The sequence below is a fragment of the Streptococcus mitis bv. 2 str. SK95 genome (assembly GCF_000222705.1).
GTDB classification, from domain to species: Bacteria; Bacillota; Bacilli; order Lactobacillales; family Streptococcaceae; genus Streptococcus; species Streptococcus mitis_AY.
Map to the genome: position 1 here is coordinate 40855 of NZ_AFUB01000060.1, position 22374 is coordinate 63228.

Consider the following 22374-nt stretch of genomic DNA (forward strand, 5'->3'; position numbering starts at 1 on the left):
GAGAAAAGATGAAGAAGAAACTAGCTCTGTTTGTTTTTTTACTCTCTATTTTCTTTCCTTTGCTGGCTTTTGCGGATATAGGAACAGTTTCGCTTCCGAATGGTACGCTGTCTGAAACTCCAGCTTTTGTAAGGGATAAATCTTCTTCGACAAGCTCATCTAGTTCTAGTGATGGTTTAACGCTTCCCAATAGCGGTAATACAGGTGCAAGTTCTAGTATTGTTAAGCCTAGTCCATCTGAAAATAAAGATCCTTTAGAAAAAATTGCTGATGATACATTGAGAAGAAGTTCAGATGTTGTCGGTGCGAATGCGAATCAAGGTGTTGCTGATAGTGTTAAGGAAACTCAAAGGAAGCAAGAAGAAGAAAAGAAAAAGAAGGAAGAGGAAGAAAAAGCCAATACAAAATTAAGTTATGCCAATTTCAAGACAAAAATGAAACGCTTGACCAGCTATGTCTATTTTGACAAAGGTTTGTTTGGTCTTGGTGAGGTTGGGAATTATTGGATAAATAAAGTCGTTCAAGCTATTTTCTGGTTCTCTAAATTCTTGTTTGGAATCATCGTAAGTCTAGTATCTGCGGTTGAAAAAATGACGGATGTATCGCCATTCTTGAACAAGGTTGTAGAAATGGCAAGTGCTGTCTTCTCTGTCTTGTTTGGTGCAACGACAAAATATATCGCAGGTGTTTTTATGGCTGTCTATATCTTGTCTGTGTGGGTTAAAGGCGGACAAGTTTTCAAAACGGCTTTGAAACTAGGCTTGGTCTTTGCGGTTGTTGGTGGTTTTTTCACCAAAATTTCAATCAATGGCAGTCCTGAGCGCTATCTTCCTATTCATCTATATAATGTCACGGATGAAATTACAAGAGAATTTCAGACGGAGATTGTGAAAAAGGTGGGGACTGTAGATACTTCGATGGCTGAAAGCTATTTTAACTCAACGATTATCCCTGCATACAAGAATATGAACTCCAAAAAAGATAGTGAGGGAAATTATTATCTTTCAGAGGAAGATTTTCAAGATTTGACTAACTATCAGGAAGGTAAAGGAAATTTCAAGTTATCAGATAAAGAAATCAAAGCCCTGACCAAAAAGAATGACAAAAACGAAACAGAAGATGTCAAAGGTCAAAATTTGGTTGATGAATGGTCTGATAAGTTCACTTATGCTTTTACCTCGATTTTTGATGTTGTTGTAGTCGGTGTTGTGTATCTTTCAATGGGTCTAGGTCGAGTAGTGATTTTGCTTTCCTATGCAGTATTGTTATTGATTTTACCATTTGCTTTAATTTTGAGCCTGTTCCCACAATTTAGTCATTATTTTGGTGGCATTTCTAAAAAAGGCATCTCCTTCTTGTTGATTTCGTCTGCTATCAGTCTGGCAAGTGTTATTGTTCCGATTATTTATGGAAACATGTCAAGTTTCATAGAAGATTTTGGCGGAGGACCTGGTCTTGTAGCAACGTTTTTGAAATGTATTGTGATTTGGTGGCTATTTAAGAATAGACACAACCTGCTATCCTTTATGAATGGAAAGGGGAATCCTCTTTCTAGTTTGACAAGAGGTCGATTAGGTCGTCTAGGAAATGGGATGAACTTGCAAAGGGCAAAAACATTTGCGACGAAGGTTGGAGATAGAGTTCCTAATCGAGTAAAATCCTTGGCGAGAATTACTAAAAATAATGCTCAAAGATGGGTTGGTGACAAGGCAAAACCGTTGAAAAATTGGAATGAGAACCGCTTGGAAAAAAGAAGCAATCTAGCCAAAATGGAAATCCCCCAAAATGATGACTATATGGCGCGTAAGATAAAACGTGCTAAAAAAGTTGAATGGAGGAAAGCCCATAGACGAGAAATGCTTGATCGAGCCAAGATGAAAGTTGAGAAATTCAAAGATTATGGAGAAAAGGATGAAAACAAACAAAGAGTAAATGAAAAAAATTACAAGACTTTACAAAATAGAGTCCGTGAAAGCATGCATAGAAAGCAGGAAATAAAGGGCTATACACCAAAGGCAAGAACATTTGAAAATGGTGTATGGAAAGCAACGGCTGATTTGCCAACTTTGAAACGCTTGGAACGCAAAGAAAGAATCCGCAAACTACAGAAGAAAAAAGGTAGACTTGGTTTGCAAGAAAGGTTAGCTACGTAGATGAAAAAGACTAGACGAACCTTTGCCCTGCTTAGCTTCTTTTTACCGATACTTTCTTTTTTGTTTTTGATGCTTCTTCTTGGTGGGCTGATTACAAGTTCTGCTGGTGGTTCATCAGGAAGTACGACTGGAAAAAGAACACGTCTAACAGCGCAGGAAGTAGCTCAGAAAGCCAATATCTCTGTCGAAAGGGCAGAAGATGTCATTAAGATTCTAAACTGGCAACTATCAAGAGAAAAGTTTACTTTGGAAGGTGCTAGTGGTTCTCTGGCGAATGCAGAAAGAGAAAGTGACTTTGATCCAAAACTAACGAATCCGTCAGGTGGAGTTGCTGGATATTTTCAATGGTCAGGCTGGGACGGAAATACTATCAATGGTGATAGATGGGCGAATGCAAGTTCACGTACTTTAGATAGTATGGTAGAACTAGAATTAATGTCTTATGAGTTGAATCATGGCTATAAAAAAGTTAAGGACTACATGCAAAAAGCGATTGATCCTTTTGAAAGCGCCAAGTATTGGTCAGAACATTATGAGGGTGTATTGCTTTCAGACGGTCAGACTAAGCTAGAAAAACTGGAAAAGGACAGTAAGAGGTGGTATGAAGTCTTTAAGGGAACGATTGAATCGGATGGCTCGTCTAGTGGCAATGCGATAGCTGGTAGCTTAGATATTGCTCCTGGAGCTGTTGCGATGGAGATACCGAACGGCTACTCCATTGACAAGGAAATCACTAAGGAAGGCTATATCACTCAATCCTATCCTTATGGTGAATGTACGTGGTATGTCTTTAATCGAGCTAAAGAATTTGGAATACAGTTTGATCCATATATGGGTAATGGTCAAGATTGGGCGCATAAGTCAGGATATGAAGTCACGAATACTCCGACAAAGCACTCAGCGGTTAGTTTTCAAGGAAGGCAAGCTGGGGGTCATGCTACTTATGGTCACGTAGCTTTCGTCGAAGATGTCAAAGATGATGGATCAATATTGATTTCTGAATGTAACTTTGTCAAAAGTGGTCAGGGCACTGGAATCACAGATTATCGTGTATTTAGTGCTGAGGAAGCGAAGAATTTTTATTATGTAATTGGAAAATAGAAAATGAGGAAAAAGAAATGAATAAGAAATTTGTAACATTGTTGTCTGTAGCTATCTTGAGCTCGGCAACGACGACTTTTGCGGATACACTTTCACTTGGTGGTGATAGTAAGGTCACAAATGATACGACAAGTATTGTAGCAACTCCGCCGACAGAAACAAAACCGACGGAGGAAAAAACAAAGGAAGACAAGTCATCAACGGTTGTGATTGGTGGTGAAAGTGAGAAGCCTATTGATGACAAAACAGGTGGTATTGTCGTAACACCTACGAAAAAAGAAAAGCCATCAGAAGCCCCTGCAGAGACACCAGCGCCTAAAGTGAATGATAATTTGGATTTGGGTGGTGATTCTGAGAAACAGCAGGATAAGGACAATAAAGGCATTGTGGTTGATTCACCTACTCCATCAGAACAGCCGAAGGAAGAAACACCAAAAGAAGATAAGAAGCCTTCTGTAGAAGATGCTCCTGAAATCAAGGAGCAGAAACAAAAGGCAGAAGAAATTGTTGGGGTGAAGGAAAAAGATACTCCGCAGCCTTTGAATGTGACCAAAGAAGAAATTAAGGAGACTCCGATTGAAACCAATACAGGTCATACAGTTGTATCTACCAATCAAGGAAAGGTAGTCGTTGAAACAAGTGAAGGTGACTATCAAGAAAAAGAACCCTACGAAATTGGCGCTGTGAAACAGCAAGACGGTACAATCGCTTTGAAGGATAAAGAAGGACAGTTAAAAGTTCTTCCGAATACTGGAACGGCAAGTACAGTCTTTGCGACTATTTGGGGTTTGATTGGATTCATTGCGACAGTTTTGGGTCGACGTAAATTGAATTAAGGGAGATAGTATGAAAGAGTTTTTTAGAATTTTGAAAGAATCTGATAAATTGGGATATAAACTATCTGCGATTTGTGGAGTAAATTGGCTGGTTGGTCAGTTGTTTAGGTGGCAATCTTTAGTGTTTGAAATGATAGCGTGTGCCATTTTGATTAAAAAAATATCAGCAATACTTGAAATTAGTCCAAATTATTTAGGCTTTTTAATGATTATTTTTATCTTATCTGTTCCTTTTTCAAAGTTGCGTTTTGGTGTTGATAGATTCATTTATTCATTTTTTGAAAGCATTGTGGTAGGCTTGATTTTTTCAATCGCAGTGGATTTTCCATTTCAAGAGAATGAATTTTCATTATGGATTTTAATGGCTCTTTTTAGCATTGGTATTTATCAGTTTATGAAGTGGTTTCAAGCAAAACTATTTCAGCGATATTTATTTAAAAATGTCTTGAATAAGGAATATCTCGGTATTAAGAAGGCGACTGATCCTTTTCCTCCTGAAATCAATTTCTATGTCGATGCAGGTGAAAGTGATGCAAACCAGCGAATGGTTATGATTAATAAACGTGCAGTAAAAGAGGCTTATCAAGAAATTGTGGAATTAAGTTTTTTGAATGTTGAAAGATTTACTGGGGTTTCTTATTATAGAGAACCATTGAGTGGTTTTGAATCTTCTTTGAAAAAGGAATTTTCAGATGTAGATACAGTGTCCCATTTGGTGTTTAGAGTATATCCTTTTGGAAAAGAATTAGATTTTTATTTCAAATTAATCCGATTAGATTTAAGTCGAAGAAAGGCTTTTACAGTGAAAGGTGTTAGTGTAAAAGTGGTAAATACTTAAGGTAGGGGCAACCCTGCCTTTTTTTTGCTGTTTTAAGGAGTAGAAAATGGATCAAGTAGAATTGTTGAAAATGTATGCTGTAAGATTAGCTCAGAGATTAGGAGATAATCAAAAGTGTTTAGAATTTACAGCTAGTCGTGATACTGATTATGGGATTGAAACGATGACGGCTGAGGTTAGTAAATATGGGAAAATTGTCAAGGTTATTTACTCTTATGAAGGATGTCATGCCAATGAAAAATTACCAAAAAGAATTTATGCTAGTGTGTCTGTGTCAGTTGAGGAAGGCTACTCTTTTGATTTTACTAGAGGAGTAGCTTTTACTTATTTTCCTGATATAGAAAAATTATTAGAACAGTTATAACATAATTGAAAATATGATAAGATAGAAAGGAGAAAAAATGATAGGAGACTATTCAATTATGGATTGGGTAACACTTAGTGGAATTGTTGCAACGATAGCTTCATTAATTGGTATTGCTATTAAGTTAGCTAGAGATAATAGTGGTCTTAAAGCTGAAATAAAAGCATTATCAAAAGAACGTGAAATGGAACACGATAGCTTATCTAAGGAGCATAGTGGCTTGTCTAAGGAGCATAGTGGCTTGTCTAAAGAACATGATGGTTTATCTAAAGAGCATGCTTCTATAAAAAAAGATACAGAATATATTTCTGATGAAATGAAATATGAAAAAATGGCTAGGGAAAATCTGTATAAAAACAGCACAAAGGCTAAAGAAATTTTGGAAACAATGGATTTGATGAAAGAAGTTGTATTGCAAAATTCAAGGTTGACGGAAGAAGTTACGAGATTGAAAGTTGAGAATCAAGAACTATCTAAGCCTAAACAAAACAATGAACTAGACAAGGTGTTGCGTATTTTAGGAAGGATAGAAGGACAGTTGGCTTCACTCGAGGATTATCGTGGTACAGAAGAAGTACAAGTAGTTTTGAAACGTGTTGAAAGTGAATTGTTGGAACTGAGTAACTAGCATAGAAAGAATGGCAAGTCAGGAATGGCTTGCTATTTTTTATCGTTTTATGAGAAAAAATGAACATAAAGAAACCAGGATAGGATATAAAATTCGTATTTTAGGTCAAAAGGTTCAACCAGGCATTCAAAATTTGTTCGGGAATAGGAGAATGAAAATGGAAAAATCATATAATAATTATCCTGATATTTGTGTATCAAAGAAGGATTTAAAAGCAAATTATTTCCCTTCGATTAGTATTAAAACAATTGAAAGGAGATTAGACGAAAGTCAAAAGACGAAAGAATTTAAAGATATATCTTTTAGGACAGGACAAAAAGTATTGATTAATGTGAGAGGATTTTATCTATTCCTTCTGCATAGAGAGAGAGTTAGATATATTTGATTGGAAAAAATGATATACTATAGTTATTGACTAGAGATATACTCATTTTTAAAAGGAGTATAAAATGTTTTTTAGAGAATTGGAGAATGGAAAATATAGATATTATGAAAAATATTTTGATTTAGAAGAGAATAAGTGGAAACAAGTTTCTATAACTTTAACTTCTAAGACAAGGCAAGCTCAGAAACAAGCAAGGATCTTGCTGGATGAGAAAATAGAAAAAAAGAGGGAGAAAATAGAAAAGAAGAAGGAAGTAGTTAGGGATATTACCGTTAAACAAGCTTACGAAGAATATTTGAAAATTCGTGAAACAGAATTAAAAAGAAGTACGTTTAAGTCTCAGAAATATACTATTATAGGTGAAGTTAGAAAGTTAGAGAATTACTTATTAGTAGATGTTACAAGTCATATAGTTCAGAATATATTGTTGGAGCTGGAATGTTCTGCGGTTCATAGAAAAAATAAGAAAGTTTTATTGAATCTGTTTTTTAAGTATTGTTTAGATGTTGGTTATATAATTGAGAATCCTGTTGAAAAGGTTGTTTTACCAAAAAGAAAAAAGAATGTAAGAGAGATTAGGAGAAAACAAAATAAGTATTTAACAAGGGTTCAAATGTTTCAGTATTTGAATTTTTTAGAAAAGGAGGAAAAGAATCAACGAGTGCGTTTAATTGTTGAATTCATGTATTTGACAGGCTTGCGGTTTGGAGAAGTCTTGGCTTTGACTATAGACGATATTGATTTTGAGAATAAAACGTTAGAAGTGAAGCATACATTACATACAAGCGGAAGTAAGGCTGAGATATTCTTAGATAGTCCTAAGAGCTTAGCTTCTTATCGAGTTGTTGGTATTAGTGATCGAGTAGTAAGTATTATAAAAGAGTATCTTCTTTTAGAAAGTGAAGGAAGATTCATATTTACGAAAAATGGAACTCCTTTTATGATTACAGGTTTTAATAACTTTTTAAAAAGTAGTTTTAAAAGAAGTAAAATTGAAAAAGAAGAAGATTTTGTATTAACTACTCATGTTTTTAGGCATTCACATATTAGTTTACTTGCAGAATTGGAAGTTCCAATCAAGGCGATTATGGAACGAGTAGGTCATACGAACGAGAAAATGACTTTGGGAGTTTATACTCATGTTACTGAGAAAATGAAGTCAAATATAACCGAAAAATTGGATAAATTGGATTTAAAAGACTAACCAAAAAGTAACCAAGTAATGGCTGGAAGTGGTTAAAACTGTCTATAATGTTTGAGGTAAGAATTTTTGAAAATAGTCTTTCTGTCTATAATTGACGGTATTTGTCTAGCTTTTATTGAGGGAAATTGTTATAATAGTAGTAATTTAATAGATGGAGTGGAGTTTTGAAGAAAAGCTTTCGTGTAAAAAGAGAGAAAGATTTTAAGGCTATTTTCACGGATGGAACAAGTTTTGCTAATCGTAAATTTGTTGTCTACCAATTGGAAAATCAGAAAAGTCATTTTCGAGTAGGGTTGTCCGTCAGTAAGAAATTAGGGAATGCAGTTACTAGAAATCAAATTAAAAGACGGATTCGACACATTTTGCTAAGTGTAAGGGAGCAGTTAGCTGATAACGTTGATTTTGTCGTGATTGCTCGAAAAGGGGTTGAAGGCTTGGATTATGCAGAAATGGAGAAAAATCTACTCCACGTATTAAAGTTATCAAAGATTTACCGGGAAGGAATTAGGAGTGAAAAAGAAACTACAGTTGACTAGTTTGCTGGGCTTGTCCTTATTTGTCATGACAGCCTGTGGGACAAGCGATGTTGCAGCAGATTCTACAGATATATGGAGTAAATTTGTCTATTTTTTTGCTGAAATCATCCGCTTCTTGTCCTTTGACGTTAGTATCGGAGTGGGGATTATCCTCTTTACGATCCTGATTCGTACGATTCTATTGCCAGTCTTTCAGACTCAGATGGTGGCCTCTAGAAAAATGCAAGAGGCTCAACCACGCATCAAGGCTCTGCAAGAACAATATCCAGGTCGTGATATGGAAAGTAGAACCAAGCTGGATCAGGAGATGCGGAAGGTCTATAAAGAATTAGGGGTCAAACACTCTTCTTCTCTCTGGCCGATTTTGATTCAAATGCCGGTTCTCTTGGCTCTCTTCCAAGCCTTGACTCGAGTAGACTTTTTGAAAACAGGGCATTTTTTGTGGGTGAACCTTGGGGGAGTAGACACAAGCTTTATCCTTCCGATTTTGGCAGCAGTCTTTACCTTCTTAAGCAGTTGGTTATCGAATAAGGCTTTGCCTGAAAGAAGTGGAGCTATGACAGGGATGATGTACGGGATGCCTGTACTGATCTTTATCTTTGCCATCTCTTCACCTAGTGGCGTAGCCTTGTACTGGGCAGTATCCAATGCTTATCAAGTTTTGCAAACCTACTTCTTAAATAATCCTTTTAAGATTATTGCAGCGCGTGAGGCGGAAGTACAAGCTAAAAAAGATTTGGAAAATAGAAAAAGAAAAGCCAAGAAAAAGGCTCAGAAAACGAAATAATAAGGAGGAATCTGATAATGGTATTATTTACAGGTTCAACTGTTGAAGAAGCAATCCAGAAAGGATTGAAAGAGTTAGGTATTCCGAGAATGAAGACTCACATCAAGGTCGTGTCCAAAGAGAAGAAAGGTTTTTTAGGCTTATTTGGGAAAAAACCAGCTCAAGTTGATATTGAGGCGATTAGTGAGACGACTGTGATTAAGGCCAATCAACAAGCTGTGAAAGGTGTTCCGAAAGAGATCAATGAACAAAACGAACCTGTTAAGACAGTAACAGAGGCGACAGTTGATCTTGGTCATGTTGTTGAGGCGATCAAAAAAATAGAAGAGGAAGGTCAGGGTGTTTCTGATGAAATCAAGGCTGAAATCTTGAAAAATGAGAAACATGCTAGCACGATTTTAGAAGAAACAGGTCACATCGCGATTTTAAATGAATTGCAGACAGGAGATGCTGGAGTGGAAGACCCAGCAGAGTGTGAAGAATTTGTATCTATGTCAGAATCGGTAGAAAGCCAGTCTTTGGAAGATCTGGGTTTGAAGGTGGAGCCGAGTTATGACATCGAACAAGTAGCAACTCAAGTGGCTAACTATGTTCAAACCATTGTGGACGATATGGATGTTGAAGGGACGATTTCAAGCGACTACAATCGTCGTACGATTAATCTTCAAATCGATACCAATGAGCCTGGTCGTATTATCGGCTATCATGGGAAAGTATTGAAAGCACTTCAGCTTTTGGCGCAAAACTACCTCTACAATCGTTATTCAAGAACTTTTTATATTACAATCAACGTCAATGATTACGTTGAACACCGTGCAGAAGTTTTGCAAACCTACGCTCAAAAATTGGCGATTCGCGTTTTAGAGGAGGGTCGTAGCCAACAAACAGATCCAATGTCGAATAGCGAACGCAAGATTATCCATCGCATTATTTCACGCATGGATGGAGTGACCAGCTATTCTGAGGGCGATGAGCCAAATCGCTATGTAGTTGTAGATACAGAATAAACAAAATCAGGCTTGACCTGATTTTTTGCTAGAAAAGGGAGAAGAGACCGATGATGGAAACTATCAAAAACTATCTATCTTATGCAGGTATCCAGTACCGTAATCCAGATAAGGCTGGAGATGAGCGAGAAAAGATGCTGGAATTGCGCCACAAAGGGCAGGAGGCTCGCAAGGCTTTTACGAACTTAGCCAAGGCCTTCCAAGAAAAGCATCCAGAATGGCAACTGCAACAGACTAGTCAGTGGATGAACCAAGCGCAGCGCTTACGACCACATTTCTGGGTCTATCTACAAAGAGAGGGGGAGGTGACAGAACCCATGTTGGCGCTGCGTTTGTATGGAAATCCCTCAGACTCTGGTATTTCCTTAGAAGTCAGTTTCATCGAGCGTAAGAAAGACGAACAGACCTTAGACAAGCAAGCCAAGGTTTTAGAGCTTCCAGCGGTAGAAGGAATGTATTATCTAGTATATACCGACGACCAGAGTCAAAAGGTAGAAGCCACAGAAGAAGATCGTCTGCTCTTACGCGAGAAGGTGCAATGTCAGGAAATTCGTAAAGTTTTGGTCAAGTCAGATATTTCCTTCATTGAAAATCAGTCAGTAGAATCGATATTGGAGAAGCTAGAAGACGCTTATACTCGATTGTTGCCTTATTACGAGATGACGAGAGGATAAATATACTAGAGGAGCTCAAATTGTTTTATTGCTATTCCATGCATTTTTTCATATAATAGTAAAATAGAATGTGTGAACTACTAATCGTCTCAAAGAGAAAGGAAATTCTATGTCAAATCTATCTGTTAATGCAATTCGTTTTCTAGGTATTGACGCCATCAACAAAGCAAACTCAGGTCACCCAGGGGTGGTTATGGGAGCGGCTCCAATGGCCTATAGCCTCTTTACAAAACAACTTCGTATCAATCCTGCTCAACCAAACTGGATCAACCGCGACCGTTTTATTCTTTCAGCAGGTCACGGCTCTATGCTTCTTTATGCCCTTCTTCACCTTTCTGGTTTTGAAGATGTTAGCATGGATGAAGTCAAGAACTTCCGCCAATGGGGTTCAAAAACACCAGGTCACCCAGAGTTTGGTCACACAGCAGGGGTTGACGCTACAACTGGTCCTCTAGGACAAGGGATTTCTACTGCTACTGGTTTTGCCCAAGCAGAACGTTTCTTAGCAGCCAAATATAACCGCGAAGGCTATAATATCTTTGACCACTATACTTACGTTATCTGTGGAGACGGAGACTTGATGGAAGGTGTCTCAAGTGAGGCAGCCTCATACGCAGGTTTGCAAAAACTTGACAAGTTGGTGGTTCTTTATGATTCAAATGACATCAACTTGGATGGTGAGACAAAGGATTCCTTTACAGAAAGTGTTCGTGACCGTTACAATGCCTACGGTTGGCATACAGCCTTGATTGAAGATGGAACAGACTTGGAAGCAATCCATGCTGCTATCGAAACAGCTAAAGCTTCAGGCAAACCGTCTTTGATTGAAGTGAAGACTGTTATTGGATACGGTTCTCCAAACAAACAAGGAACTAATGCGGTACACGGTGCCCCTCTTGGAGCAGATGAAACTGCAGCAACTCGCCAAGCTCTTGGTTGGGATTATGAACCATTTGAAATCCCAGCTGAAGTTTATGCTGATTTCAAAGAAAATGTTGCAAACCGTGGCGCATCAGCTTATCAAGCTTGGACAAAACTAGTTGCTGATTATAAAGAAGCTCATCCAGAACTGGCTGCAGAAGTAGAAGCTATCATTGACGGACGCGACCCAGTTGAGGTAACTCCAGCAGACTTCCCAACATTAGAAAATGGCTTCTCTCAAGCAACTCGTAATTCAAGCCAAGATGCCTTGAATGTTGTAGCAGCTAAGTTGCCAACCTTCCTAGGTGGATCAGCTGACCTTGCTCACTCAAACATGACTTATATCAAGACCGACGGACTTCAAGACGATGCCAATCGCTTGAACCGCAACATTCAGTTTGGTGTTCGTGAATTTGCAATGGGAACGATTTTGAACGGGATGGCCCTTCATGGTGGACTTCGTGTATACGGTGGTACTTTCTTTGTCTTCTCTGACTATGTGAAAGCAGCTGTCCGTTTGTCAGCATTGCAAGGACTTCCTGTGACTTATGTCTTCACCCATGACTCGATCGCTGTCGGAGAAGATGGTCCAACTCACGAACCAGTTGAACACTTAGCAGGTCTTCGTGCTATGCCAAATCTGAATGTTTTCCGCCCAGCAGATGCGCGTGAAACTCAAGCAGCTTGGTACCTAGCTGTGAAAAGTGAGAAAACCCCAACTGCCCTTGTCTTGACACGTCAAAACTTGACTGTCGAAGAAGGAACAGACTTTGATAAGGTTGCAAAAGGTGCCTATGTTGTCTATGAAAACGCAGCAGACTTTGATACCATCTTGATCGCAACAGGTTCAGAGGTCAATCTCGCTGTCGCAGCTGCCAAAGAATTGGCTAGTCAAGGCGCAAAAGTCCGTGTAGTCAGCATGCCATCTACAGATGTCTTTGACGCACAAGACGCAGCTTACAAGGAAGAAATTCTTCCAAATGCAGTTCGTCGTCGTGTTGCAGTCGAAATGGGAGCAACTCAAAACTGGTACAAATATGTTGGTCTTGATGGTGCAGTTCTAGGTATTGATACCTTCGGAGCATCTGCCCCAGCACCAAAAGTATTGGCAGAACATGGCTTTACTGTCGAAAATCTTGTAAAAGTCGTTCAAAACTTGAAATAATCGCAGAAATCAGAGTGAAAACTCTGATTTTTTTATTGCCATAAAACAAGGCACAACCTTGTAAAAGTAGTTGAAATTTGATATAGTAGTCCTATGTAAAATACAAAGGAGAAAACAATGGATCCAAATATTACTTTCTTAATCATGCTTGTAGGGATGATGGCCTTGATGTTCTTTATGCAACGTTCTCAAAAGAAACAAGCTCAAAAGCGTATGGAAAGCTTGAACAAGCTTCAAAAAGGCTATGAAGTCATTACAATTGGTGGACTCTACGGAACAGTGGATGAAGTAGATACTGAGAAACGAACAATCGTACTAGACGTAGATGGTGTTTATTTGACTTTTGAATTAGCTGCTATCAAGACAGTGTTGCCACTCAAAGAAGCTGTGACACCAGAAGGAGCAGTTATCGACGAAAGTGGAGCAATTGAAGAATAAAACGGGATCCTATCACTCCCGTTTTTCTATGAGATGAGAGGAAAAGGGATGAAAAAAATAGTATTTGTTTGCCTAGGAAATATTTGCCGCAGCCCCATGGCAGAGTTTGTGATGAAGTCCATGACGAGTGACTACCAAGTTGAGAGTCGAGCAACGTCATCTTGGGAACATGGCAATCCGATTCATAAGGGAACGCAAGGAATTTTCCAGCAATATCGGATCCCGTATGACAAAGACAAAACATCACTCCAGATTCGTAGAGAAGATTTTGAGTCATTTGATTACATTATCGGGATGGATGCTTCAAACGTTTCAGATCTGCATCAAATGTGTCCTCAGGAATTGCAGCATAAGATCTACCCTTTTGCATCTGAAAGTGTTCCAGATCCTTGGTATACAGGAGATTTTGAGGAAACCTATGCTCGCATCACAAGTGGCTGTAAAAGCTGGCTAGATCGATTAGAAAATGAGAGTGACAATGGAAAAGCTTAAAGAAATCTTCGAAAAATATCGAGTTTATCTAACTCGCCCACGTGTAGAGATTGCAACAGTCCTTCTAATCGCTATCTGTGCCATCTCGGTATTTCTACTAAATACACCCAAAAAGGGTGTCCTGACACTTGATGGTGGTGCACTTGTTTATGATGGTACCCTGGTACGAGGGAAAATGAATGGTCAAGGAACCATGACCTTTGAAAATGGGGACCAATACACAGGTGAGTTCAACAATGGGGCCTTCAATGGTAAAGGAACCTTCCAGTCCAAATCTGGCTGGAAATACGAAGGTGATTTTGTAAATGGCCAGGCTGAAGGTCAAGGAAAGTTGACGACAGAGCAAGAAGTTATCTATGAAGGAAGCTTTAAACAAGGAGTTTTCCAACAAAAACAGTAGTCTCCAGATGAGGAGGCTATTTTTAAAAGCAAGAAAGAAAGCGCTTTCTGTGATTAAGTTCGGTAAATAACTATCAACTAGAAAAAACTTTGTGAAATAAAAAAATATTTTTCATAATTTCACAATCATCCAGATAAAACTCTATTGCACAGGTAGGTTGAGAAAAAATTCACAAACTTAGAAAATTTCTTTGTGAAATGCTTATGAAACTGTTTACAAAGTATAAAAAAAGAGTTATAATGAACTTGTGAAAAAATTAACAAAGGATAACATCCTTAAAGGCTATGGAGGATAATATGGCTGATAAAAAAACAGTAACACCAGAGGAAAAACAACTTGCTGCTGAAAAGCATGTCGACGGTCTCGTGAAAAAAGCCTTGGTTGCGCTTGATGAAATGCGTAAGTTGAACCAAGAGCAAGTTGACTACATCGTAGCAAAAGCGTCTGTTGCAGCACTTGATGCACATGGTATCCTTGCACAACATGCAGTTGAAGAAACTGGTCGTGGAGTATTTGAAGATAAGGCTACAAAAAACCTTTTTGCCTGTGAACACGTTGTCAATAACATGCGTGGTGTTAAAACTGTCGGTGTTATTGAAGATGACCCTGTTACTGGCTTGACTAAAATTGCAGAGCCTGTCGGAGTAGTCTGTGGTGTCACTCCAACAACGAACCCAACATCAACAGCTATTTTCAAATCATTGATTGCTTTGAAAACACGTAATCCAATCGTTTTCGCCTTCCACCCATCAGCTCAAGAATCTTCTGCTCACGCAGCACAAATCGTTCGTGATGCAGCTATCGCGGCTGGAGCACCTGAAAACTGTGTTCAATGGATTACAGAACCATCTATGGAAGCAACTGGAGCGCTTATGAACCACGAAGGTGTTGCAACTATCCTTGCAACTGGTGGTAATGCCATGGTTAAGGCGGCTTACTCATGTGGGAAACCAGCTCTTGGGGTAGGTGCCGGAAACGTTCCTGCTTATGTAGAAAAATCTGCCGACCTCCGTCAAGCTGCTCATGACATCGTTATGTCTAAATCATTTGATAATGGTATGGTCTGTGCATCAGAACAAGCTGTTATCATTGATAAAGAAGTGTATGACGAATTTGTTGAAGAATTTAAATCATACCATACTTACTTTGTAAACAAAAAAGAAAAAGCCCTTCTTGAAGAATTCTGTTTCGGTGTGAAAGCCAACAGCAAGAACTGTGCAGGCGCTAAACTAAATGCAAACATCGTTGGGAAACCAGCTGCATGGATTGCAGAACAAGCAGGATTCAGCGTTCCAGAAGGAACAAACATCTTGGCTGCAGAATGTGCGGAAGTAGGACCAAAAGAACCATTGACTCGTGAAAAATTGTCACCAGTCATCGCTGTCCTAAAAGCTGAAGATACAGAAGACGGTCTTAAAAAAGCTCGCCAAATGGTTGAGTTTAACGGACTTGGTCACTCAGCGGCTATCCACACAAAAGACGAAGCTCTTGCTAAACGCTTTGGTACAGAAATCAAAGCAATGCGTATTATCTGGAACTCTCCATCTACTTTCGGTGGTATCGGTGACGTATACAATGCCTTCATCCCATCATTGACACTTGGATGTGGTTCATACGGACGCAACTCAGTTGGTGATAACGTGAGCGCTATTAACCTTCTAAACATCAAGAAAGTAGGGAAACGTAGAAATAATATGCAATGGTTTAAAGTTCCTTCAAAAATTTACTTCGAGCGCAATTCTATCCAATACCTTCAAACATGTGAAGATATTGAACGTGTTATGATTGTTACAGACAAATCTATCGAAAAACTTGGTTTTGTTCAACGCATTATTGACCAATTGAACAAACGCAGCAACCGTGTAACTGTCCAAGTCTTCTCAGACGTTGAACCAGACCCAGATATCACAACTGTAGAACGTGGTACTGAAGTAATGAGAGCATTTGAACCAGACACAATCATCGCTCTTGGTGGTGGTTCTCCAATGGATGCAGCGAAAGTAATGTGGCTCTTCTACGAACAACCACAAATCGACTTCCGTGACTTGGTTCAAAAATTCATGGACATCCGTAAACGTGCCTTCCGCTTCCCATCACTTGGTAAAAAAGCGAAATACATTGGTATTCCAACAACTTCAGGTACAGGTTCAGAAGTAACACCATTTGCCGTTATCTCTGATAAGAAAAACAACCGCAAATACCCATTGGCTGACTACTCATTGACACCAACTATTGCCATTGTTGACCCTGCTTTGGTTGAGTCAGTTCCAGATTTCATCGCTGCGGATACAGGTATGGACGTCTTGACTCACGCGACTGAAGCTTACACTTCAAACTTTGCTAACGACTACACAGACGGTATCGCCCTTCAAACAATCAAACTTGTCTTTGAATGGTTGGAAAAATCTGTTAAGACAGCTGATCCAGAAGCTCGCGAAAAAATGCACAATGCATCTACAATGGCTGGTATGGCCTTTGCCAATGCCTTCCTTGGTATGAGCCACTCAATGGCCCACAAGATCGGTGCGGTTCACCATACTGTTCACGGACGTACAAACGCAATCTTGCTTCCATACGTTATCCGTTACAATGGTACTCGTCCATCTAAGACGACTACATGGCCTAAATACAACTACTGGAAAGCTGATGAGAAATTCCAAGACATCGCGAAAATGCTTGGTTTGCCTCATTCAACTCCAGAAGAAGCAGTTGAAGCATACGCTAAAGCTGTTTACGAACTTGGTGTTGCAGTAGGTATCAAGATGAACTTCAAGGATCAAGGAATTGATGAAAAAGCTTGGAAAGACAGCTTGCATGAAATTGCCTTACTTGCTTATGAAGATCAATGTTCACCTGCTAACCCTCGCTTGCCAATGGTAGCCGACATGGAAGAAATCATGGCAGATGCTTACTATGGTTATGCAGAACGTCCAGGACGTCGCAAATAATCGTTTATCAGCCTAGAGGCAGGAGTTATCCTGCCTCTTTTCATAGTCCTATTTCTGAAGTTAGAGTTGAACTATGAGAAGAGAAGATCCTAGAAATAAAAGCTTGGGTGAATGAAGGGGATCGAAAAGTAGAAAAGCAAGCGAGAAAAACAACGCCCGTACTTGCAATTCTACTTAAATAGTTATATAATAATAGTGTTGAAAGGTGATTTGTAGTGATTCAAGTTACTCTTTTCACAATAAAATTTTCAGGATTTTCATAAGGAGGAAATCACTAATGGTAGTTAAAGTTGGTATTAACGGTTTCGGACGTATCGGTCGTCTTGCTTTCCGCCGTATCCAAAACGTAGAAGGTGTTGAAGTTACTCGCATCAACGACCTTACAGATCCAGTGATGCTTGCACACTTGTTGAAATACGATACAACTCAAGGTCGTTTCGACGGTACTGTAGAAGTTAAAGAAGGCGGATTTGAAGTTAACGGTAAATTCGTTAAAGTTTCTGCTGAACGTGATCCAGAACAAATCGACTGGGCTAACGACGGTGTAGAAATCGTTCTTGAAGCAACTGGTTTCTTTGCTACTAAAGCAGCTGCTGAAAAACACTTGCACGCTGGTGGTGCTAAGAAAGTTGTTATCACTGCTCCTGGTGGATCAGATGTTAAAACAGTTGTATTTAACACTAACCATGACATTCTTGATGGTACTGAAACAGTTATCTCAGGTGCTTCATGTACTACAAACTGTTTGGCTCCAATGGCTAAAGCTCTTCATGACAACTTCGGTATCGTTGAAGGTTTGATGACTACTATCCACGGTTACACTGGTGACCAAATGGTTCTTGATGGACCACACCGTAAAGGTGACCTTCGCCGTGCTCGTGCTGCTGCAGCTAACATCGTTCCTAACTCAACTGGTGCTGCTAAAGCAATCGGTTTGGTTATCCCTGAATTGAACGGTAAATTGGACGGAGCTGCTCAACGTGTTCCTGTTCCAACAGGTTCTGTAACTGAATTGGTAGCAGTTCTTGATAAGAACGTTACTGTTGATGAAGTAAACGCAGCTATGAAAGCAGCTTCTAACGAATCATACGGTTACACTGAAGATCCAATCGTATCTTCTGATATCATAGGTATGTCATTCGGTTCATTGTTTGACGCAACTCAAACTAAAGTTCTTGACGTTGACGGTAAACAATTGGTTAAAGTTGTTTCATGGTATGACAACGAAATGTCTTACACTTCACAACTTGTACGTACTCTTGAATACTTTGCAAAAATCGCTAAATAATTCTTGAGTCGATAAAAGCAAGGCCTTCTGGCCTTGCTTTTTCTATATGGAAAAATGGATGCTAGTGTCATCTATTTTGTTTTAATTCTGTTTCGAAAGTATCCGAGAGGGCAGTAAAACTCAATTGTTCTAAGGTGAGTGGATGGGTAAAGGAAAGTCGAAAGGCGTGGAGCATAAGCCGATTTGTCTTTGATTTACTATTATAGAGAGGATCGCCTAGGATAGGGTGCTTATGGTGAGAAAGGTGAACACGGATTTGATGCGTTCGACCGGTCTTTAGTTTGCAACGAACTAAGGAAGTTTTGTTTGGGAATTGCTTTAATCTGCTTACATGCGTTTCAGCATATTGCCCACTTTTGGAATCTATCACTCGTTTTCTGCGATCGTGTCGATCACGACCAATTTTATCTCGGAAGATAAGTTCTTTGTTCCCCACTTGCCCCTCTACGAGTGCCCAGTACTCGCGAGCAATTTCCTTCTTCTCCAACAAACGATTGAGAATGGGTAGGATAAAAGGATTTTTAGCAAAAAGCACTAAACCGCTTGTTTCCATATCCAGGCGATGAACGACATAGCAGGTTTGACCAATGTAGGCAGAGACATGGTTGAGAAGGGCAATTTCATCTGGTTGATTACCGTGTGTTTTCATGCCTTCGGGTTTGTTGACGATAATGAGATGTTGGTCTTGGTAAATCTCCTGAACAAGGTCTGGGTTGCCCAAAAGGATTTCCTTTGTGGGATAATCTTCCTCGTCAAAAGTCAATTGACAAATATCCCCTGGCTTCACCATCTCGTTCCAGTGAACTTGTTTTTGATTGATTAAGATATTCTTCTTGGTTCTTAGAAAATGGCGAATCTTTCTAGGAATGAGGAGTTGCTCCTCTAGGAATTGTTTGACCGTCATTTGAGGCAAGGATGATGGTAATGTAAATGTGAATTGCATACAGATATTGTAACAAAAAAAGCCCTATTTGGATAGGGAGTAGCTAAATTCTTGAGTTCCTATGGTGAAGATGATAAAATAAACGCATGAAATTAGATAAATTATTTGAGAAGTTTCTTTCTCTCTTTAAAAAAGAAACGAGTGAATCGGCGGAGTCTGATTCAACTAGCATGCGTCGTTCACGGAGCGACAGAAAAAAATTGTCCCAAGTAGGCCCAATTCGGAAATTTTGGCGTCGTTATCATCTGACAAAGATCGTCATCATTTTAGGGTTAAGTGCTGGTTTGCTAGTAGGAACCTACCTATTTGCAATAGCCAAGTCTACCAATGTCAATGATTTGCAAAATGCCCTGAAAACGCGAACTCTGATTTTTGACCGTGAAGAAAAAGAGGCGGGAGCCCTGTCAGGTCAAAAGGGAACCTATGTTGAGCTGACAGATATCAGCAAAGACTTGCAGAATGCTGTCGTTGCGACAGAGGATCGTTCCTTCTATAAAAATGATGGGATTAACTACGGTCGTTTCTTTCTAGCCATCCTTACAGCAGGCCGTTCTGGAGGGGGGTCCACTATCACCCAACAGTTGGCGAAAAATGCCTATCTGTCTCAGGACCAAACTGTTGAACGAAAGGCCAAGGAGTTTTTCCTGGCTTTAGAATTGACAAAGAAATACAGCAAGGAGCAAATCCTTACTATGTATCTCAATAACGCCTACTTTGGGAATGGCGTCTGGGGTGTAGAGGATGCGAGTAAGAAATATTTCGGTGTATCGGCTGCGGAATTAACCCTTGATCAGGCGGCGACTCTAGCAGGGATGCTCAAGGGACCAGAATTGTATAATCCATTAAATTCTGTTGAGACTTCGACCAACCGTAGGGATACTGTTTTGCAAAATATGGTTGCAGCGGGCTATATTGATAAAAATCAAGAGACCGAAGCGACTGGAGTAGATATGGCTTCTCAACTGCAAGATAAGTACGAGGGCAAGATTTCGGATTATCGTTACCCGTCCTATTTTGATGCAGTTGTCAACGAAGCAGTTTCCAAGTACAATCTCACAGAAGAAGAGATTGTCAACAACGGCTATCGAATCTACACAGAGCTTGACCAAAACTACCAAGCTAACATGCAGGTTATTTACGAAAATACTTCCCTATTTCCAACGGCAGAAGACGGAACGCATGCCGAATCAGGTAGTGTCGCTCTAGAGCCTAAAACAGGTGGGGTGCGTGGGGTTGTCGGCCGCGTAGCTGGTGATGACAAATCAGGATTCCGTAATTTTAACTATGCAACGCAGTCTAAGCGTAGCCCAGGTTCGACGATTAAGCCTTTGGTCGTTTACACTCCAGCTGTGGAAGCCGGCTGGGCTCTGAACAAGCAACTGGATAATCATACGATGCAGTACGACAGTTATCAAGTAGACAACTATGCTGGCATTAAGACTTCTCCTGAAGTACCTATGTATCAAGCCTTGGCAGAATCACTCAATCTACCAGCGGTTGCGACTGTAAATGATTTGGGAATCAATAAGGCCTTTGAAGCTGGGACGAGATTTGGTCTTAATATGGATAAAGTTGACCGTGTTCTCGGAGTTGCCCTAGGTGGAGGAGTAGAGACGAATCCTCTTCAGATGGCACAAGCCTATGCAGCCTTTGCTAATGAAGGACTGATGCCTGAGGCGCATTTCATTACTCGTATCGAAAATGCCAGTGGACAGGTCATCAAGAGTCATAAAAATTCCCAAAAACGAGTGATTGATAAGTCTGTGGCTGATAAAATGACCAGCATGATGCTAGGAACATTTACCAATGGTACAGGAATTAGTTCGTCGCCAGCGGATTACGTTATGGCTGGTAAAACAGGAACTACTGAGGCTGTTTTCAATCCTGAATATACGAGTGACCAGTGGGTGATTGGTTATACTCCAGATGTGGTAATTACCCACTGGCTTGGCTTCCCAACAACAGATGAGAACCATTATCTAGCAGGTTCGACCTCAAATGGAGCAGCCCATGTTTTTAGAAGTATGGCTAATACCATTTTGCCTTACACTCCTGGCAGCACCTTTACGGTTGAGAATGCCTATAAGCAAAATGGTATTGAACCAGAAAATACCAAGCGGCAAGTCGTTGAAAATGAAACGAATCAGACGGAAGATCCGCTAGGAGATATTCGTAGCCGTGCTCAAAATCTTGTAGACGAAGCGGGGCGTGCGATTTCGGATGCCAAGATAAAAGAAAAAGCCCAGACAATCTGGGACTCTTTCGTCAATCTCTTTCATTAAGAGGCTTGTCAAAGCCTAGGTTTCTTGTTATAATAGATAAGATGGAGGCGTTATGGCACTAAAAAAAGCAAGCCTAGCTTGTGCAGTTTGTGGTTCAAGGAATTACTCAATCAAAATTAGTGGGAACCCCAAGCCAACACGACTAGAAGTAAATAAATTTTGTAAACATTGTGGAAAATATACGACACATAGAGAGACGAGATAGGAGAGAACGATGGGTTTTATTAAGGATATTTTTAAACTTCTTAAAGAAACAACTTGGCCAACTCGCAAAGAAAGCTGGAGAGATTTTCGCTCTATTATGGAATACACAGCCTTCTTTGTGGTCATCATTTACATTTTTGACCAGTTGATTGTTTCAGGTTTGATTCGATTTATTAACATTTTTTAGAAGAAAAGCGGAGAACTTCTGCTAGCTTTCTTCTATTATGAAAGGAAATATCATGGATAGTTTTGACAAAGGATGGTTTGTTCTACAAACTTATTCTGGTTATGAAAATAAGGTAAAAGAAAATCTATTGCAACGTGCACAAACGTATAACATGTTGGATAATATTCTACGTGTTGAGATTCCAACACAAACCGTGCAAGTTGAGAAAAATGGAAAGAAAAAGGAAGTTGAAGAGAATCGCTTTCCAGGTTATGTCCTTGTAGAAATGGTCATGACAGATGAAGCATGGTTCGTCGTTCGAAACACGCCTAACGTAACAGGATTCGTCGGTTCACACGGTAACAGATCAAAACCAACTCCGCTATTGGAACAGGAAATCCGTGATATTCTGGTTTCTATGGGACAAACCGTTCAAGAGTTTGATATTGATGTTGAAGTTGGGCAGACTGTCCGCATCATTGATGGTGCTTTTGCAGATTATACAGGTAAAATTATTGAAATTGATAACAACAAAGTGAAGATGATTATCTCTATGTTTGGTAATGATACGATTGCAGAAGTAAATCTCAACCAAATTGCAGAATTATAACCCC

At 39.6% G+C, this 22374-nt stretch carries 23 protein-coding genes; 22 read left to right on the plus strand and 1 reads right to left on the minus strand.

Annotated features, from left to right (window positions below; translation table 11 throughout):
• Positions 1-8 precede the first annotated feature (8 nt).
• The 18 genes from HMPREF9965_RS11700 (at position 9) to gap (ending at position 18165) form a co-directional block, all read left to right on the plus strand.
• Entirely contained in the window at positions 9-2153 is a 2145-nt protein-coding gene (locus tag HMPREF9965_RS11700) for a hypothetical protein (protein ID WP_000727607.1), read from the plus strand.
• On the plus strand, positions 2154-3254 hold the full coding sequence (locus HMPREF9965_RS11705; RefSeq protein ID WP_000753656.1) for a phage tail tip lysozyme: 1101 nt from the start codon (positions 2154-2156) through the stop codon (positions 3252-3254). It begins immediately after the preceding gene.
• Positions 3255-3271: 17 nt separating this feature from the next.
• On the plus strand, positions 3272-4090 hold the full coding sequence (locus HMPREF9965_RS11710; protein WP_001034600.1) for an LPXTG cell wall anchor domain-containing protein: 819 nt from the start codon (positions 3272-3274) through the stop codon (positions 4088-4090).
• Positions 4091-4100: 10 nt separating this feature from the next.
• Positions 4101-4928, plus strand: coding sequence for a hypothetical protein (locus HMPREF9965_RS11715; protein ID WP_000657488.1), 828 nt, complete (start codon positions 4101-4103; stop codon positions 4926-4928).
• Between the two features lie 46 nt (positions 4929-4974).
• Positions 4975-5292: a hypothetical protein gene (locus HMPREF9965_RS11720; protein WP_000373067.1), complete on the plus strand. Its 318-nt coding sequence runs from the start codon at positions 4975-4977 to the stop codon at positions 5290-5292.
• Positions 5293-5350: 58 nt separating this feature from the next.
• Positions 5351-5920: a hypothetical protein gene (locus HMPREF9965_RS11725; RefSeq protein WP_004244209.1), complete on the plus strand. Its 570-nt coding sequence runs from the start codon at positions 5351-5353 to the stop codon at positions 5918-5920.
• 10 nt (positions 5921-5930) lie between these two features.
• Entirely contained in the window at positions 5931-6305 is a 375-nt protein-coding gene (locus HMPREF9965_RS13430) for a hypothetical protein (RefSeq protein WP_000168132.1), read from the plus strand.
• Positions 6306-6369: 64 nt separating this feature from the next.
• Entirely contained in the window at positions 6370-7509 is a 1140-nt protein-coding gene (locus tag HMPREF9965_RS11735) for a tyrosine-type recombinase/integrase (protein WP_000466066.1), read from the plus strand.
• 164 nt (positions 7510-7673) lie between these two features.
• The gene (gene rnpA / locus HMPREF9965_RS11740) at positions 7674-8045 is read left to right on the plus strand and encodes a ribonuclease P protein component (protein ID WP_000748124.1); all 372 of its coding nucleotides are present in this window, start codon (positions 7674-7676) and stop codon (positions 8043-8045) included.
• Entirely contained in the window at positions 8020-8832 is an 813-nt protein-coding gene (locus HMPREF9965_RS11745) for a YidC/Oxa1 family membrane protein insertase (protein WP_000728102.1), read from the plus strand. Before rnpA ends, HMPREF9965_RS11745 begins: the two co-directional genes overlap by 26 nt.
• Before the next feature lie 17 nt (positions 8833-8849).
• Entirely contained in the window at positions 8850-9839 is a 990-nt protein-coding gene (jag, locus tag HMPREF9965_RS11750) for an RNA-binding cell elongation regulator Jag/EloR (protein WP_000242597.1), read from the plus strand.
• A gap of 50 nt (positions 9840-9889) precedes the next feature.
• Positions 9890-10513, plus strand: a complete 624-nt coding sequence (locus HMPREF9965_RS11755; protein ID WP_004244175.1) for a hypothetical protein — start codon at positions 9890-9892, stop codon at positions 10511-10513.
• A gap of 109 nt (positions 10514-10622) precedes the next feature.
• Positions 10623-12599 (plus strand): transketolase, encoded by a 1977-nt coding sequence (gene tkt, locus HMPREF9965_RS11760; protein ID WP_000067904.1) that lies wholly within the window; start codon positions 10623-10625, stop codon positions 12597-12599.
• A gap of 117 nt (positions 12600-12716) precedes the next feature.
• On the plus strand, positions 12717-13037 hold the full coding sequence (gene yajC / locus HMPREF9965_RS11765; protein ID WP_000371436.1) for a preprotein translocase subunit YajC: 321 nt from the start codon (positions 12717-12719) through the stop codon (positions 13035-13037).
• 48 nt (positions 13038-13085) lie between these two features.
• The gene (locus tag HMPREF9965_RS11770; RefSeq protein ID WP_004244202.1) at positions 13086-13529 is read left to right on the plus strand and encodes a low molecular weight protein-tyrosine-phosphatase; all 444 of its coding nucleotides are present in this window, start codon (positions 13086-13088) and stop codon (positions 13527-13529) included.
• The gene (locus HMPREF9965_RS11775) at positions 13516-13929 is read left to right on the plus strand and encodes an MORN repeat-containing protein (RefSeq protein ID WP_000413120.1); all 414 of its coding nucleotides are present in this window, start codon (positions 13516-13518) and stop codon (positions 13927-13929) included. The genes HMPREF9965_RS11770 and HMPREF9965_RS11775 overlap by 14 nt, the downstream gene beginning before the upstream one ends.
• A 296-nt stretch (positions 13930-14225) precedes the next feature.
• Positions 14226-16877, plus strand: coding sequence for a bifunctional acetaldehyde-CoA/alcohol dehydrogenase (adhE, locus tag HMPREF9965_RS11780; protein ID WP_000764002.1), 2652 nt, complete (start codon positions 14226-14228; stop codon positions 16875-16877).
• 277 nt (positions 16878-17154) lie between these two features.
• On the plus strand, positions 17155-18165 hold the full coding sequence (gap, locus tag HMPREF9965_RS11785) for a type I glyceraldehyde-3-phosphate dehydrogenase (RefSeq protein ID WP_000260672.1): 1011 nt from the start codon (positions 17155-17157) through the stop codon (positions 18163-18165).
• 67 nt (positions 18166-18232) lie between these two features.
• On the opposite strand, the gene HMPREF9965_RS11790 is transcribed toward gap, so the two are convergent.
• Positions 18233-19108: an RluA family pseudouridine synthase gene (locus HMPREF9965_RS11790; RefSeq protein WP_001160827.1), complete on the minus strand. Its 876-nt coding sequence runs from the start codon at positions 19106-19108 to the stop codon at positions 18233-18235.
• Between the two features lie 86 nt (positions 19109-19194).
• Here HMPREF9965_RS11790 and pbp2a point away from each other — a divergent pair, with 86 nt between their 5' ends.
• Genes pbp2a through nusG form a run of 4 tightly spaced genes read left to right on the plus strand, consistent with a single transcriptional unit; the run spans position 19195 to position 22370 of the window.
• Positions 19195-21390 (plus strand): penicillin-binding protein PBP2A, encoded by a 2196-nt coding sequence (gene pbp2a, locus HMPREF9965_RS11795; RefSeq protein ID WP_000762643.1) that lies wholly within the window; start codon positions 19195-19197, stop codon positions 21388-21390.
• A gap of 52 nt (positions 21391-21442) precedes the next feature.
• Positions 21443-21595, plus strand: a complete 153-nt coding sequence (gene rpmG, locus HMPREF9965_RS11800) for a 50S ribosomal protein L33 (protein WP_001809375.1) — start codon at positions 21443-21445, stop codon at positions 21593-21595.
• A 9-nt stretch (positions 21596-21604) separates the two neighbouring features.
• Positions 21605-21781, plus strand: a complete 177-nt coding sequence (gene secE / locus HMPREF9965_RS11805; RefSeq protein ID WP_000505776.1) for a preprotein translocase subunit SecE — start codon at positions 21605-21607, stop codon at positions 21779-21781.
• Positions 21782-21833: 52 nt separating this feature from the next.
• Positions 21834-22370 (plus strand): transcription termination/antitermination protein NusG, encoded by a 537-nt coding sequence (gene nusG / locus HMPREF9965_RS11810; protein ID WP_000376731.1) that lies wholly within the window; start codon positions 21834-21836, stop codon positions 22368-22370.
• Positions 22371-22374: the final 4 nt, after the last annotated feature.

Bases quoted from the DNA above. Each gene is read 5' to 3' on its own strand.
- HMPREF9965_RS11700 (WP_000727607.1), top strand. From the start codon at position 9: ATGAAGAAGAAACTAGCTCTGTTTGTTTTTTTACTCTCTATTTTCTTT.
- HMPREF9965_RS11705 (WP_000753656.1), top strand. From the start codon at position 2,154: ATGAAAAAGACTAGACGAACCTTTGCCCTGCTTAGCTTCTTTTTACCG.
- HMPREF9965_RS11710 (WP_001034600.1), top strand. From the start codon at position 3,272: ATGAATAAGAAATTTGTAACATTGTTGTCTGTAGCTATCTTGAGCTCG.
- HMPREF9965_RS11715 (WP_000657488.1), top strand. From the start codon at position 4,101: ATGAAAGAGTTTTTTAGAATTTTGAAAGAATCTGATAAATTGGGATAT.
- HMPREF9965_RS11720 (WP_000373067.1), top strand. From the start codon at position 4,975: ATGGATCAAGTAGAATTGTTGAAAATGTATGCTGTAAGATTAGCTCAG.
- HMPREF9965_RS11725 (WP_004244209.1), top strand. From the start codon at position 5,351: ATGGATTGGGTAACACTTAGTGGAATTGTTGCAACGATAGCTTCATTA.
- HMPREF9965_RS13430 (WP_000168132.1), top strand. From the start codon at position 5,931: ATGGCAAGTCAGGAATGGCTTGCTATTTTTTATCGTTTTATGAGAAAA.
- HMPREF9965_RS11735 (WP_000466066.1), top strand. From the start codon at position 6,370: ATGTTTTTTAGAGAATTGGAGAATGGAAAATATAGATATTATGAAAAA.
- jag (WP_000242597.1), top strand. From the start codon at position 8,850: ATGGTATTATTTACAGGTTCAACTGTTGAAGAAGCAATCCAGAAAGGA.
- HMPREF9965_RS11755 (WP_004244175.1), top strand. From the start codon at position 9,890: ATGATGGAAACTATCAAAAACTATCTATCTTATGCAGGTATCCAGTAC.
- tkt (WP_000067904.1), top strand. From the start codon at position 10,623: ATGTCAAATCTATCTGTTAATGCAATTCGTTTTCTAGGTATTGACGCC.
- yajC (WP_000371436.1), top strand. From the start codon at position 12,717: ATGGATCCAAATATTACTTTCTTAATCATGCTTGTAGGGATGATGGCC.
- HMPREF9965_RS11770 (WP_004244202.1), top strand. From the start codon at position 13,086: ATGAAAAAAATAGTATTTGTTTGCCTAGGAAATATTTGCCGCAGCCCC.
- HMPREF9965_RS11775 (WP_000413120.1), top strand. From the start codon at position 13,516: ATGGAAAAGCTTAAAGAAATCTTCGAAAAATATCGAGTTTATCTAACT.
- adhE (WP_000764002.1), top strand. From the start codon at position 14,226: ATGGCTGATAAAAAAACAGTAACACCAGAGGAAAAACAACTTGCTGCT.
- gap (WP_000260672.1), top strand. From the start codon at position 17,155: ATGGTAGTTAAAGTTGGTATTAACGGTTTCGGACGTATCGGTCGTCTT.
- HMPREF9965_RS11790 (WP_001160827.1), bottom strand. From the start codon at position 19,108: ATGCAATTCACATTTACATTACCATCATCCTTGCCTCAAATGACGGTC.
- pbp2a (WP_000762643.1), top strand. From the start codon at position 19,195: ATGAAATTAGATAAATTATTTGAGAAGTTTCTTTCTCTCTTTAAAAAA.
- rpmG (WP_001809375.1), top strand. From the start codon at position 21,443: ATGGCACTAAAAAAAGCAAGCCTAGCTTGTGCAGTTTGTGGTTCAAGG.
- secE (WP_000505776.1), top strand. From the start codon at position 21,605: ATGGGTTTTATTAAGGATATTTTTAAACTTCTTAAAGAAACAACTTGG.
- nusG (WP_000376731.1), top strand. From the start codon at position 21,834: ATGGATAGTTTTGACAAAGGATGGTTTGTTCTACAAACTTATTCTGGT.